Source organism: Vibrio chagasii, assembly GCA_041879415.1.
In the GTDB taxonomy this organism is placed as follows: Bacteria; Pseudomonadota; Gammaproteobacteria; order Enterobacterales; family Vibrionaceae; genus Vibrio.
In genome coordinates, this window is record CP090851.1 from 630195 (window position 1) to 644493 (window position 14299).

The window sequence follows — 14299 nt, forward strand, 5'->3', positions numbered from 1 at the left end:
CATGATTGAAAAGGGGCGTTTAAATTGAGTCAATGGTGCGGGTTGGCGATTCAACTCTTTATTGGTTAGCTGAGTAAGTGTTGATTAGCTGAATAAGCCGTGTAAGAACCACTGTTTATCTGGTGTTCTAAATACCCACAACCATCGCCCGTTTTCACTGTGAGCAATAAAATAGTCACGAATGATTTTCTCGCCATCCCACCATCCAGAAACAATACGTTCAGGCCCTTGAGATAAGGTGACGTTCTCGGTTAAGGCTTCTGGCTCCGGCAGTAAAATGCTGGGCCTGAGTCGCTGCTGACCTGTGCTGAGAGTGGGCGTTGTTTGTTCCACAACCTCAATGGTGGCTTTTTTCTTTGCTACGGTTTTACTCAGGGTTGGAAGCGAGTAGCGATTGGCTTTTTCTGGCCTAGGATCCTGCTGTATTTTCGGTGTTTGAATGCATGCCTGTCCGAGCTTTGCCTGTAACAGTGACAGTAGATCTAACGCTGCAAGTGTTCCGGTATTGCCATCAAAAAGATCATGGTAGGCCATTTGAGGCTCACCATGACGAGCTAACGAGAGAGTAAGCCCTTGAACAGGGGCAGTGAGCTTGAGTGACTCTAAGGTCAGATGGGTAAGGTTAGCCCACTTTTCTGCAAGGTAATCGCCCTGTGCTGAATAGAAAGAGACATGGTGGTCGTCTTTATCCCTAAGATGCAGAGTCAGTGTTAGCTCAAACGCGACTCTGTCACGTAGCTTCAAAAAGCACTCCAGCTGATTCAATAATTTCAGCAGTGGCTTTTCGATAAATAGAATATTTTCTATATCAAACAACAGCTCCAGATATTGCTGGAAGCTTTCTGGTGGATGATAGAAATCAATAGGGTGCTTGAACTGCCCATTAAGGCGACCAACATAATTGACCAAGTCGATATCAAAGCGACGTGCGACCTCTTGCAAAGGTAGCTTCAATAGCTCTTCAACGATATTAATGCCGACACGATTTAAGCGCTCAACTTGTTTAGGCGGCAGTTCACTAGAACTCAATGCTTGTTGGTTAACCCAAGCCTTCATTTGTTGAACATTGTCTGTTACTTGATTGATCGCTTGCTTGCCCAAAAGGATTGCAGAAAGCGGTGAGTAACCCGTGGCGAAACTGAACTTAATGTTAAGGGTTTCAATATGGCTTTTGAGTTCATGCCAGTAGTTATCCAGCCCATCGTAAAGCGATAGCATGTTAGAAGCTTTAATTAATAAGCCATTGGGTGGCAACACGGTCATGTCAGAAGTCACCAGATAGGCCCATTGAGCTATCTCTTTCAGTTTGTTTTTCTCAAGTTCAATGCTGTAAGGGTGAACGTGTAAGTGATGGCAAAGCGCCGCCGCTGACCCTAGTCCCATGCCCAGTGTTATACCTGATTCCAGTGCAGCTTGATTAGCTTGTAGCACACGATGATCTTTTTCATCCACGATGATAATTGGTTGCTCATGTAATTCTTTGTTTGAGCCCGATTCACTTGAGTTAAACAAGGTATCCAGTTGCAGAGATGGAAAGTGCAGATACAGCCACAGCATACGTTAGCCTTGCTTCGCAATAGGAAAAGCCAGCACAGTATTATCAGACAAGGCATGGTGTGAGCTGTCGATGCTGATGATTTTCTCTGTTAGTAACGGCCAATTGTGGGTCATGTCGAGAATAAAGCTGCCATATGACCAGCTGCCTTTTCTTTTTGTTACCTCAACCTTTACCCCCTGAGCATGAGAAGAGAGCTTCAAGCTTAAAGAAACGGGTAGGGATAATTGGTTATGGCTGGTGGATTTAAAGTGAAACTGCAGGCATTTACCGGTTTCACTTGCAGCTTGCAGGCGCTTGGTTTGGTGGATTTCGAGATCGGCTCCCCATAACAATACAGAATGACAAGCACCACTCTTGAGGCATTGCTCAGCAGCCCATAATGCATCGAGATCGCGCTGAGGCTCGATCACCAAGATGTTATCAAGCTCGACTCCTTGGCTGCTAAAAAACTCGGCACAAATCTTCCCTGGCGGGTTAATGAATATGGCCAGTTTTTGTGAGTTTTGCTGAGCTAAATAGGGCGTGAGTAGGCGTAGTTCGCCGATCCCTTGTTGTGATTCAACTTCAATAACGCCGTGCGTCGGAAAGCCACCATCTAGCTGTTTATCCAATTGCGGATAGCCTGTTGAAGTGGTACTTCCTAACGTTGTTGATTGTAGACCTTTCCAGATTAGCTGGCGGTCTTGTAAGTTTTTTATGAGTTCATGCATAATTAAATACCTGTATATTTATACAGTATATTTAACAATGAAAAAGATGCAAAGCAAAATGATGATAATTAGCAGAAGTAAGTGCTAGTAGATTGATTTAGATACAAAAAAAGCCGCTATTAAAGCGACTTTTTACGATTGGTTATAATATCAACTACTTAGGTTGAGCGTCGATACATTGGCCATTAATGTCTGTCACACTTGGGTTCATTAAGTGTAAGTACAGTGGGATGATGTCCAGTGGCGTTTTCAGCTTGTTCGCATCTTCTCCTGGGTACGCTTTTGCGCGCATGCGTGTTTGAGTGCCGCCTGGGTTGATCGCATTAACACGGATGTTGGTGTCTTCAAGCTCATCCGCTAGGATTTGCATCATACCTTCGGTAGCAAACTTAGAGATCGCGTAAGTGCCCCAGAATGCGCGGCCTGAGTGGCCAACGGTAGAAGACGTAAATACGATACGACCTGCTTCCGCTTTCTTAAGAGCAGGAAGAAGTGCTTGAGTCATCAAGAACTCAGACTTCACATTGATCTGCATAACATCATCAAAAGTCTCTTCATCAATCTGCTCAAACGGGCTCAGAGTACCGAGGACGCCAGCGTTATGAAGTAGACCGTCCAAACGACCGAACTGTGACTCAATGGTTTCAGCCATATCAATGTAGTTCTGCTTTGTCGCGCCTTTTAGATCTAATGGGATGATCGCAGGCTGTGGGTAACCAGCACTTTCGATTTCATCGTAAATAAATTCAAGGTTTTTAACATTGCGGCCTAGCAGAATAACTGTCGCGCCATGTTGAGCGAAGCTTAGTGCTGCTTGGCGTCCAATACCGGCACCAGCACCAGTAACCAAAATTACTTTATCTTTGAGGGCATCTGTAGAGATTGGGTAATCCACTGTGCTTATCCTTCTTTCTTTTATTATGTTCGCCATTCCATTGATGTTTAATCACACAGATAACCGCAGGAATGATGAGAAATTCTTGGTAATCGTGACAAGATGGTTACAATACACTAATTCATACATTAGGGGATATGACATTGGAATTTTTGTTGGACTACGGCTTGTTTTTAGCCAAGATTGCGACCGTTGTAATCGCCATCATCGCAATTTTAGTCATTGCTAAATCTGTGGGTGGAAAATCAAGCGCGATTAAAGGTGAGCTGGAAATCACGAACCTATCTGAACACCATAAACAGACAATCGAACAATTAGAGCACCATCTACACGATGATGCTTTCATCAAAGCCCGTGATAAAGCAGAAAAGAAAGCGGAAAAAGAGAAAGTAAAATCACGCGGTAAAGAAGTGAAAAAAGCAGCGAAAGAGGGTGAGCTTGATAGCAAGCGTGAACCACATCTATTCGTTCTTGATTTTAATGGCAGCATTGATGCGAAAGAAGTGGCTTCATTACGTGAAGAGGTAACGGCGGTTCTGGCTGTTGCTCGTGAAGGCGATGAAGTTTTACTTAAGCTTGAATCTGGTGGTGGCATGGTTCACGGCTACGGTTTGGCGTCTTCTCAACTTGATCGTATCAAAGCAGCAGGTCTGCCTCTGACTATCTCGGTAGACAAAGTGGCGGCAAGCGGCGGTTACATGATGGCATGTATTGCAGACAAAATTGTGTCAGCGCCTTTCGCTATCGTTGGCTCTATTGGTGTGATCGCTCAACTGCCAAACTTTAACAAGCTGCTTAAAAAACACGATATCGAGTTCGAACAGCTAACAGCAGGTGAGTACAAGCGCACACTGACTATGTTTGGTGAGAACAGCGATAAAGCACGTGAGAAGTTTAAAGAAGAGCTAGAAGAGACACATGGTCTATTCAAAGACTTTATTCGCGACCATCGTCCAGCACTTGACCTTGATAAAGTGGCGACGGGTGAACACTGGTTTGGTACGCAAGCTCATGAACTTGGGCTGGTGGATGAGATTCGCACTTCTGATGACCTAGTTGTTGAAGCATGCAAAGACAAGACAGTGCTAGCGATTCACTATGTACAGAAGAAAAAGCTATCGGACAAGCTAGCAGGCGTGGCAGGTAAATCTGCAGACAGCGTGCTGATGAAGCTGATTGAACGCGGTCAAAAGCCGATTGTTTAATAGTGTTCGTTTAAGGCGCTAGAGCTTAAGAAGCAAGAGCCAAAAGAAGCTTAAAAGGAAAGCGCATAAGTCTAGGACTTATGCGCTTTTTTGTTGCTCCACTTCCGAGCGGGTGACCACTATGTTGTAGGGGGAGCGGAGTCTTATACTCATCACCGAATAACTGCGATGAGTATTAGATTTTTGCTCCGTAATCATTACGTTTCGGGCAAGTAGTCAGAATCTCTCTATGACCTGTGTCTTTGACCTCTTCTAAAATCACATCGAAGCCCCATAAGCGATATAAGTGCTTCATCACTTCGTCGTAACCTTTATCAAGAGGGATGCGGTCATGAGGGACATATTGGAGTGTCATTGAACGATCGCCTCGGACATCTACATTGAATACCTGAATGTTAGGTTCAAGGTTGCTGAGGTTATATTGTGCGGCGAGCTTTTCACGGATCAGGCGGTAGCCTGGGTCATCATGAATTGCACTCACTTCAATGGTATTTTTTCGGTCATCATCGAGCACAGCAAACAGCTTAAAGTCTCGAATGATTTTCGGAGAAAGATATTGGCTGATGAAGCTTTCATCTTTGAAGTTGTGCATCGCAAAGTGCACCGCTTCTAGCCAATCTGACCCTGCCAGTTCTGGGAACCACTCTCTGTCTTCATCGGTCGGTTCTTCACAGATACGGCGGATGTCTCTAAACATCGCAAAGCCAAGCGCGTATGGGTTTATGCCACTGAAATACGGGCTGTTGTAGGCGGGTTGCGCGACTACGCTAGTGTGGCTGTGTAGAAACTCTAAGATGAACTTATCGCTCACTAAGCCTTCATCGTACAGATGGTTAAGAATGGTGTAGTGCCAGAAGGTTGCCCAGCCCTCATTCATTACCTGAGTCTGTTTCTGAGGGTAGAAGTATTGGCTGACCTTACGAACAATACGTACACATTCACGCTGCCAAGGTTCCAGTAAAGGCGCATTCTTCTCAATGAAGTAAAGAATGTTCTCTTGTGGCTCGCTTGGGAAGCGTACTTTCTGCTCTTCCTCTTTGTCGCGGTTTTGTGGCACTGTGCGCCACAGTTCGTTGACTTGAGACTGCAGGTAAGCCTCACGTTCTTCTTGGCGAGCGGTTTCCTCTGCGATGGAGATCTTCTCTGGGCGCTTATATCTGTCAACACCGTAATTCATCAGAGCATGGCAAGAATCGAGCAGTTGTTCGACTTCTGAAACGCCGTATTTCTCTTCACAATCATTGATGTACTTCTTAGCAAACAACAAGTAGTCGATGATTGAACTCGCATCTGTCCATGTTTGGAACAGGTAATTCCCCTTAAAGAAAGAGTTATGGCCGTAACAAGCGTGTGCCATTACCAGCGCTTGCATCGTCACGGTATTCTCTTCCATTAGGTAGGCGATACAAGGGTCCGAGTTGATTACGATTTCATACGCGAGCCCCATTTGACCATGCTTGTAGTTTTGTTCTGTTTGAATGAACTTCTTACCAAATGACCAGTGGTTGTAATTAATAGGCATACCGATACTCGAGTACGCATCCATCATCTGTTCAGAAGTGATCACTTCGATTTGGTTCGGGTAAGTGTCTAGTCTGTAATGCTGCGCAACACGCTTAATTTCCACGTGGTATCGCTCTAAGAGGTTGAACGTCCAATCTGGACCGTCAGGCAGCATCTTGTCGTTGTTTTTTGGTGCAGCTTTGTCTTTCTCTGCAACGTTTGATTTCGCTGTCATGGCAAGCCCCCTTACGCTGTCTCTTTCTGGAACAGTTCTCTAAACACAGGGAAGATATCATCCACTGTTTTGATGTTTTTCATGGCGAAGTTGTCGAAGCTTGCTTCTAACTTCTCATACTCATGCCAGAGTGTTTGGTGTGAGCGACGCGTGATTTCGATGTACGAGTAGTATTGGCAAGTCGGCAGAAGCGTATTGACCAGTAATTCTTTACAGCGTGGTGAGTCATCTGCCCAGTTATCACCATCAGAAGCTTGCGCTGCATAGATGTTCCACTCATTAGCCGGATAACGGTCAGCAACAATTTCTTTCATCAGCTTCAAGGCGCTCGATACAATGGTGCCACCGGTCTCTTGCGAGTAGAAAAACTCATGCTCGTCGACTTCTTTGGCTTGAGTATGGTGACGAATAAACACCACATCGACATTTTCGTAGGTGCGATTAAGGAATAGATACAGCAGCACATAGAAACGTTTTGCGATGTCTTTAGTGGCTTGGTCCATTGAACCAGACACATCCATCAAGCAGAACATCACCGCTTGGCTTGATGGAATAGGGCGTTTCTCGTAGTTTTTGTAACGTAAATCGAAGGTATCGATGAACGGCACGCTATCGATTTTTTTACGTAGCTCGGCAATCTCTTCCTTGATTCGAGCTTCTTCAAACGGTTGAGCGGGCTCGGTCATTTGAACTTGATCGAGCTGGTCCATTAGCGTTTTTAAATCGCGCTTTCGACCTGCTGTCATTGCGGTTCGACGAGCAAGTGACTGTTGCAGTGAGCGAACAATCGCGATGTTGGATGGAATACCTGCGCTTTGGTAACCAGAGCGGTGGGTTTTCCATTCAGTGATCTTGTTGACCTGATTTTTTTCTAGGTTAGGCAGAGCGAGGTCTTCGAACAGAATATCAAGGTATTCGTCTTTTGATATTTGGAAAGTAAACTCATCTTGCCCTTCGCCATCAGGACTAGCATCTCCTTGGCCTGAGCCACCACCTTGACCACCACCTTTCGGGCGCTCAATCTTGTCGCCAGTGATGAATTGATCATTACCAGGGTGCACACGTTCTCTTACGCCACCTTGGCCTTGGTGAAAGCTTGGTTCTTTGATGTCTTTATGAGGAATAGTGACGTCCTCACCAGTTTCAGTGTTGGTGATAGAGCGTCGGTTGACTGCATCGGCCACAGATTCTTTGATTTGCTCTTTATGGCGTCGTAAGAAGCGCTGTCTGTTTACAGCACTCTTATTCTTGCCATTGAGCCTCCGATCGATAAATTGTGCCATAAGAACTCCCTCTCAGCTGATGTCGCGATCCTACTTTTACACGGGTATAAGAGTTATTGGTTGGTACGAGCTGCCCATTTGAGCAGCTCTATACCTTTTGTTTATGAGGATTTACGAACTCTTAGATACCACTCAGATAGCAGTCGCACTTGTTTCTCGGTGTAGCCTTTTTCCATCATACGAGCAACGAAGTCGTCGTGCTTTTTCTGATCATCCGTTGAGGTCTTAGCGTTGAACGAGATAACAGGAAGTAGCTCCTCTGTGTTGGAGAACATTTTCTTCTCAATCACAGTGCGCAGTTTCTCGTAGCTTGTCCAAACTGGGTTTTGACCGTTATTGTTTGCTTTAGCACGAAGCACAAAGTTCACAATCTCATTTCGGAAGTCTTTAGGGTTACTGATACCGGCTGTTTTCTCGATTTTCTCTAGCTCACCATTTAGAGAAGCACGGTCAAATAGCTGGCCTGTTTCTGGGTCGCGGTACTCTTGGTCTTGGATCCAGAAGTCTGCGTAGGTTACATAGCGGTCGAAGATGTTCTGACCGTACTCAGAGTAAGACTCTAGGTAAGCGGTTTGAATTTCTTTGCCGATGAACTCTACGTAGCGTGGCACTAGATATCCTTTCAAGAACTCAAGGTATTTCTCGGCGGTTTCTTGAGGGAATTGCTCACGTTCAATTTGTTGTTCAATGACGTAGAACAGATGAACCGGGTTCGCGGCCACTTCGGCTTGGTCGAAGTTGAACACGCGAGATAGAATCTTAAAGGCGAAACGAGTCGATAGACCAGACATACCTTCGTCTACGCCTGCGTAGTCACGGTACTCTTGATAACTCTTCGCTTTTGGATCGGTGTCCTTAAGGGTTTCACCATCGTAAACGCGCATTTTCGAGAACAGAGACGAGTTCTCAGGCTCTTTCAGTCTCGATAGGATGCTGAATTGCGATAGCAGATCGAGTGTGCTTGGCGAACATGGTGCGTTCGACAGTTCACTGTGCTCAAGCAGTTTCTTGTAGATCTTAACTTCTTCAGAAACGCGTAGACAGTAAGGCACTTTTACAATGTACACACGGTCGAGGAAGGCTTCATTGTTTTTGTTGTTGCGGAATGTCTGCCACTCGGATTCGTTCGAGTGAGCTAGAATCATGCCGTCGAATGGCAGCGCAGAAAGCCCTTCAGTACCGTTGAAGTTACCTTCTTGAGTTGCTGTTAGTAGAGGGTGTAGTACCTTAATCGGTGCCTTGAACATCTCTACGAATTCCATCAGACCTTGGTTAGCTTTACATAGCGCACCAGAGTAGCTGTAGGCATCTGGATCATCTTGAGAGAAGTGTTCTAGTTTACGGATATCTACTTTACCAACTAGGGAAGAGATATCTTGGTTGTTTTCATCACCAGGCTCTGTCTTCGCGATCGCAACTTGGTCGAGGATAGAAGGGCGTAACTTGATGACTTTGAATTTGGAAATGTCGCCGCCGAAATCATGCAGGCGTTTTGCAGCCCATGGAGACATAATCGAACGAAGATAGCGTTTTTCGATGCCATATTCGTTTTTCAGTAAGTCACCATCTTCATTGACGTCAAATAGACAGAATGGGTGGTCATTTACTGGGCTTCGTTCACCGTCAGCAGAAAGTACGTAAATAGGTAGCTTTTGCATCAGCGCTTTTAGCTTTTCAGCAAGCGATGATTTACCGCCGCCCACAGGACCTAGCAAGTAGAGGATCTGTTTGCGTTCTTCTAGGCCTTGCGCAGCATGTTTTAGATAAGAAACAATCTGTTCAATCGCGTCTTCCATACCGTAAAAGTCTTCGAACTCACGGTAACGAGATATAACTCGGTTAGAGAAAATGCGACTTAGTTGAGGGTCTTGCGCGGTGTCAATAACCTCAGGTTCGCCAATAGCCAGAAGTAAGCGCTCCGCGGCGTTGGCGTAAGCACTTTTGTCGTCTTTACACAGCGCCAAGAACTCTTGCAGTGTCAGCTCTTCTTCCTTGGCTGCTTCATAACGTGATTGATAGTGGTCAAATATACTCATAGTCACATTCCCCTTGTTAACCAGTCAAAACTGACGAGCGATTGAAAAATAGGCTCTCCCTACATTTTAAGGTTAGACCCGCTTCCACAATTTTGCTTAACAATTATGTATTTATTTACAATTTTGCGTGTTGAATGAGTCGCGAAAGCAGTCGGCAACTTGATGCGCGCAGAATCAAATAAATTTATATACGAAGGGTTTCGGCCTTTTGTTTTGTGTTTTTTAGCAATTTTGTAATTCCCACACTGTATTTATGTATATTAGAGGCATCACTGGGTTCTATTGATTTCATGGAATGAAGTACCATATAATGCGCGGCGTTATCAGAAATCGCTTAAAAAATAGGTAGAAACAGTGAAGAGTCTTTGGTTAAAAATCGCCATTGTTGGAACAACAATGTTCATGGCGACCGCTACGCACGCAAAAATATCACAATGGTCATTGGGTGTTGCTGCTTCTTATTCTCCTGCTGTGTACAAAGACACGCCATCAAATCGCGCAGTCATTCCTATGATTGGTTACGAAGGCGAACACTTTTTCATGCGTGGATTCAGCGCTGGTTATCGTTTGTTACCAGCCGGATCACCTCAGAATATTGTGTTTCGAGCGGTTTATGATCCAAGAACATTAAAGCCAGGTGACTCAGATAATGTGGACATTCAAAAACTTGATGAACGCAAAGCTTCGGTACTCGGTGGCGTCAGCTATCAAGTGATTACGCTGGTGGGCATGTTTGAAGCAACAGCGGGCTCAGACTTAGGTTTTAGACATAACGGTATTTACGCTGAAGCAGCTTGGCGTCTACCTATTCGTCGCAATGGCTGGGCGATTACGCCTTCGATTGGTTACGCTTATAACAGTGAGCGCTTGAACAATCACTTGTACGGTGTGAGTTCAGCGGAAGCTGCAAGAACGAATCTAAACGAATTTGATGCTGACTGGGATGGCCAATACTTTATTGGTTTAGGTAGTTACTTACATGTAACACCGAATGTTCGAGTAACTGGTGGTGTTCGCTACACCAACCTAGAGGGCGATATAGAGAATAGTCCAATCTTAGAAAGCGGCATCAATATGGCGGCAAACGTCGGTGTTGCTTACGTTTTCTAGTAAAAGATAAGAAAACATAAAAGGGTTACTCATGATGAGTAGCCCTTTTATTTATGTGAAGTACAGCGCGGTTAACGTCAAAACACCAAAAATCGTTATTACGATGATCTGTGCAACGGCTGTACTGCTTTTCTATTTAATACCTTAGAAAGTGAAACCAGCTTGTAGACCTAGAGTGCCTTCATCAATAAGGCTCACACTGCCTGAGGTGAAGTCCCACCAATCGAAACCAACACGAGCCATAAACTTCGAATTACCAAACATTGGTTGTATAGACTTAAACTCAGCACCGATGCCGTAAGTTGCGCCCCATTCGCTATTTGAATATTTATTATTTGCTGACCAATCTTCGTTTGTTATTGTGGATTTAGCATTTATGTTTGAATAAGCCAGACCGACTTTGCCGTAGATAGCAAAAGACTCATCGAAGCTATACTTATACATTGGAGCTAAAGACATTTTGAAGTGCTTCAAATTGCCTTTGTACTTAGTTAGGCCACCGTGTGCGTTCGACACAACCTCGTTGCTGTCGGAATCTATGTAATTCATTGTTGATTCAAGATAAAAATTGGTATTAAGAATCTGTGAGCCAGCAGTGAATTGTAGACCGGTATCGTCTTCGTTAATACCAACGCCACCAAGTGCGTACATGTCGTTAGCTGCGAAAGATGAAGTCGACAGAATGGCTAGTGATGCAAGGATGAATTTTCTCATTTTTATCGCTCTGGTTAATAAATTTCGCAGAGCATTCTAGCGACTTCTTTAAAATAAAAAACACCGTTCAAAATGGGTGTGGTGATTTTTAATTTGTATTAAAAGCCTCGATATAGAATTAATAAAGATGAATGACCTTATTACTTATAAGTCATTAACTTACGCTCATTAGTTAATGGTCGATATCAGAGAAATTAATCGGAAACGGTTCGATGTTTAATATCTTATCTTCATGTTTCATTTCCATTTTCTGTATGTAAAGCTCACTTCATATCCACGTCGCTTAATAGTTCCCGTTTTCTCTCTTTATATGCAGACATGAAAAAAGGGTTACTCGTGATGAGTAACCCTTTTTGAAATTTTTTAAGCCAAGCTAAGGCTTATCTTTTCATGTATTAAGCACTAAAGATTTGAGATAGCTCTGTCGCACATAGGTGGTACTGACGAGGGCAGTTGCGCCATGTTGTTAGCATGCGACGGTATTTGTCTAGCATTGGCATTTGGCTATTGAAGTGGTGGTCCGCTTTATCGAATTGAGGGTAAAGTCCTTCTGAGTCAACAAGGAAACGTACGTAGTGTACGATTTGTGCTTCAGATGCAATGTCGAAACCTAAGAACTGCAGACGACGTTGATCAACCTCTTTACGCTCATCTTCTTCAAGCATTTTGTTCGACTCTTGCATTGCATGGTACATCTCCATGATGTCGATAATTTCGCGACATTCTGCTTCAGTCAAGCAACCAAACTCTTTGTTAAGCTCACGCATTTGGAGTTCGTAACCACGCTCTACAATCGTTTGTAGACGTTGGTATTTAGCAGAGTTCTCAGGATCCATTTGAGACATTAGGTAGTATTGATTTGATAGAATTAGACGCTGAGCATTGGTCATTTCCATGGGAGAAGCCTCACTAAAAAACTAAATGTTGTATTCTTTTGTTGAAGTAAGAGTAACAGCATTCCTACGAGTGGAAACATGATCTCAACACGGATTTAATATGATTTTTTGAATTGATAAACAAAAGTTGTAAAGAAAAGTGAAAGGATTGTTTGGCTCGAAAAAGAAAACGCCCCAATCGAAATTGAGGCGTTTGAAACAGGTTTTGAATACCGTTGGTATTAGTATTTTACGTTGGAGTGATATTGGCTCAGAACCGCAACAATTTCATCCATTGTCTCTTTACTTGGCGGGTTTACGCCTTCAAGAGGGTAGTCCAAACCAAGAGCTTCCCATTTATGTGCGCCCAGTTTGTGGTAAGGAAGCAGCTCTACTTTTTCGATGTTGTCCATGTCTTTAATGAACTCACCAAGTAGGTGTGCATCTTCTGGTGTGTCTGTGTATCCAGGTACAATCACGTAACGGATCCAAGTCGTTTTACCAATCTTATGAAGGTAACGGGCAAAATCGAGTGTACGCTTGTTAGATACACCAATGAAATCATGGTGAATTTCATCACGCATATGTTTCAGATCGAGCATCACAAGATCAGCGGCGTCTAATACTTCATCAACCACTTCTGTGTGTTTACGAATATAGCCATTAGTATCAAGGCAAGTATGGATACCTTCAGCCTTAGCAGCTAGAAAGAAGTCTCGGACAAACTCAGGCTGTAGCATTGCTTCACCACCAGAACAGGTGATGCCACCGCCAGACGCTTTCATGAAGTGACGGTAAGATTTCGCCTCGTTGATGATTTCTTCTACAGTGACTTCTTTGCCGTCATGAAGGTCCCATGTATCGCGGTTGTGGCAGTACATACAACGCATTAAGCAGCCTTGAAGAAATACAATAAAGCGGATACCAGGGCCATCGACAGTACCACAAGATTCGTATGAGTGAATGCGACCAGTTGTAGACATGAGCTATTCTCGTAGAGGAATTTATGCCCTTTATTTTATTACAAAAACGGTACATAAAATAGGGTCAAATCGTAACGAGACCTTTAAAAATAAAGGCAATCACCACTGAAGATGATTGCCTTTACCAAACTTGAAAAGTAAATGTGAAAGCTTGAATGATTCTCTAGAAAAACGCGAACATTGTAATGCCACCGGTGGTGTATACAGACTCTTTCGCTTCTTTGTAATCCGGAGTTTTTGCGGTTAGCGCGAAGGATGCACCAACGTATTGGTTGTACCAAGCCACACCCATGACAGCTGTTGCTTGAAGGTTCTCTAGAGTTACGTCGTACTGTTCTGGGTTTGGCCAGTTCTCTTTGATTTCAGAGCGATCGCCTTCGATTGTTAGATCGTTGAAACGGTAGCGACCTTCGAGGCCTGCATAGGTAAACCAACCGCTGTTCGATGCACCGATCATACCTGGTCTAAATGGATTTTCGCTCGTGATATTAGCCGCACCAAAGTTACCACCTAGGTCAGTACCCCAACGGAACATAAAGCCTGTTGAAATATCACTTCTAAAGTTACCTACGTTAATTTCTGAAACGTTAGAAATCTCGAAATCAGTATTCGCCAACGCTTGATTACGCATTAAGTTGAAATGACTAAGGTAACCAACGCTGCCCGCCCATTCATCATCAACTTGGTATTCCCACCCCAGAGGCTCATCTGATTTAGTGATCGAGTGAACCAGTTTTTGAGCATCTTCAGAAAGCGCACGCTCGCCTGTTGTGCCAAACGTGATGTTAAAGCGCTGAGCTTGTTGCGGGTTCAAGCTGATGTAGTTGAATTCTGTGTGTAAGTAACCGGCGTATGGGCGGTCATTTGGTAAAGGCTCTTCTACCTCTATGTCAGAAGGGGTATACATTTTGTGGCCAAGGGTGATTTCCCACTTATCTAGAGAGCTTGCGCCCCAGTAAGAAAGACTTAATGGTTTTACCCAATCGTATGGGGTAATGCTTGACGATGTGTAACCCAAAAACAGTCCGTTGGTATAGTCTTGGTCGACACCAAAAATTCCATCATTGTCTAGTGCGAATGTGACGGTAGAGCGGTCGGACGCCAAAGATGAAAAAGAGAGAAGGATTAGGGGTAAACAACGAAGGTATTTCATGGAGCAGTTACTCTTAAATTATGAACCGCGATATTACCG

Annotated in this window: 12 protein-coding genes; 2 read left to right on the forward strand and 10 right to left on the reverse strand. The window is 44.1% G+C overall.

Going from position 1 to position 14299, the window contains the following annotated elements; translation table 11 throughout:
- Positions 1-84: 84 nt before the first annotated feature.
- From L0991_02880 to L0991_02890, 3 genes are all read right to left on the reverse strand, one after another.
- On the reverse strand, positions 85-1557 hold the full coding sequence (locus L0991_02880; protein XGB63022.1) for a DNA polymerase Y family protein: 1473 nt from the start codon (positions 1555-1557) through the stop codon (positions 85-87).
- A gap of 3 nt (positions 1558-1560) precedes the next feature.
- Positions 1561-2268: a translesion DNA synthesis-associated protein ImuA gene (imuA, locus tag L0991_02885; GenBank protein XGB63023.1), complete on the reverse strand. Its 708-nt coding sequence runs from the start codon at positions 2266-2268 to the stop codon at positions 1561-1563.
- A gap of 154 nt (positions 2269-2422) precedes the next feature.
- Positions 2423-3163, reverse strand: a complete 741-nt coding sequence (locus L0991_02890; protein XGB63024.1) for a YciK family oxidoreductase — start codon at positions 3161-3163, stop codon at positions 2423-2425.
- 137 nt (positions 3164-3300) lie between these two features.
- Here L0991_02890 and sohB point away from each other — a divergent pair, with 137 nt between their 5' ends.
- Complete coding sequence (sohB, locus tag L0991_02895) at positions 3301-4368, forward strand: protease SohB (GenBank protein ID XGB63025.1); 1068 nt, start codon at positions 3301-3303, stop codon at positions 4366-4368.
- Positions 4369-4543: 175 nt separating this feature from the next.
- On the opposite strand, the gene L0991_02900 is transcribed toward sohB, so the two are convergent.
- The 3 genes from L0991_02900 to L0991_02910 form a co-directional block, all read right to left on the reverse strand.
- Positions 4544-6106 carry a SpoVR family protein gene (locus L0991_02900; GenBank protein ID XGB63026.1) on the reverse strand — a complete coding sequence of 521 codons (1563 nt, stop codon included), beginning with the start codon at positions 6104-6106 and terminating at the stop codon, positions 4544-4546.
- Between the two features lie 11 nt (positions 6107-6117).
- Entirely contained in the window at positions 6118-7389 is a 1272-nt protein-coding gene (locus L0991_02905) for a YeaH/YhbH family protein (GenBank protein ID XGB63027.1), read from the reverse strand.
- Between the two features lie 101 nt (positions 7390-7490).
- Positions 7491-9425, reverse strand: coding sequence for a PrkA family serine protein kinase (locus L0991_02910; GenBank protein ID XGB63028.1), 1935 nt, complete (start codon positions 9423-9425; stop codon positions 7491-7493).
- 396 nt (positions 9426-9821) lie between these two features.
- Here L0991_02910 and L0991_02915 point away from each other — a divergent pair, with 396 nt between their 5' ends.
- A complete protein-coding gene (locus L0991_02915) occupies positions 9822-10535 on the forward strand; it encodes a MipA/OmpV family protein (GenBank protein ID XGB63841.1) in 714 nt (237 codons plus the stop codon).
- A gap of 144 nt (positions 10536-10679) precedes the next feature.
- On the opposite strand, the gene L0991_02920 is transcribed toward L0991_02915, so the two are convergent.
- The 4 genes from L0991_02920 to L0991_02935 all read right to left on the reverse strand — a co-directional run bounded on the left by L0991_02920 (position 10680) and on the right by L0991_02935 (position 14260).
- A complete protein-coding gene (locus L0991_02920; GenBank protein XGB63029.1) occupies positions 10680-11249 on the reverse strand; it encodes a porin family protein in 570 nt (189 codons plus the stop codon).
- Between the two features lie 395 nt (positions 11250-11644).
- The gene (locus tag L0991_02925; protein ID XGB63030.1) at positions 11645-12145 is read right to left on the reverse strand and encodes a YfbU family protein; all 501 of its coding nucleotides are present in this window, start codon (positions 12143-12145) and stop codon (positions 11645-11647) included.
- 221 nt (positions 12146-12366) lie between these two features.
- Positions 12367-13107 carry a pyruvate formate lyase 1-activating protein gene (gene pflA / locus L0991_02930; GenBank protein ID XGB63031.1) on the reverse strand — a complete coding sequence of 247 codons (741 nt, stop codon included), beginning with the start codon at positions 13105-13107 and terminating at the stop codon, positions 12367-12369.
- Positions 13108-13270: 163 nt separating this feature from the next.
- The gene (locus L0991_02935; GenBank protein XGB63032.1) at positions 13271-14260 is read right to left on the reverse strand and encodes a lipid A deacylase LpxR family protein; all 990 of its coding nucleotides are present in this window, start codon (positions 14258-14260) and stop codon (positions 13271-13273) included.
- Positions 14261-14299: the final 39 nt, after the last annotated feature.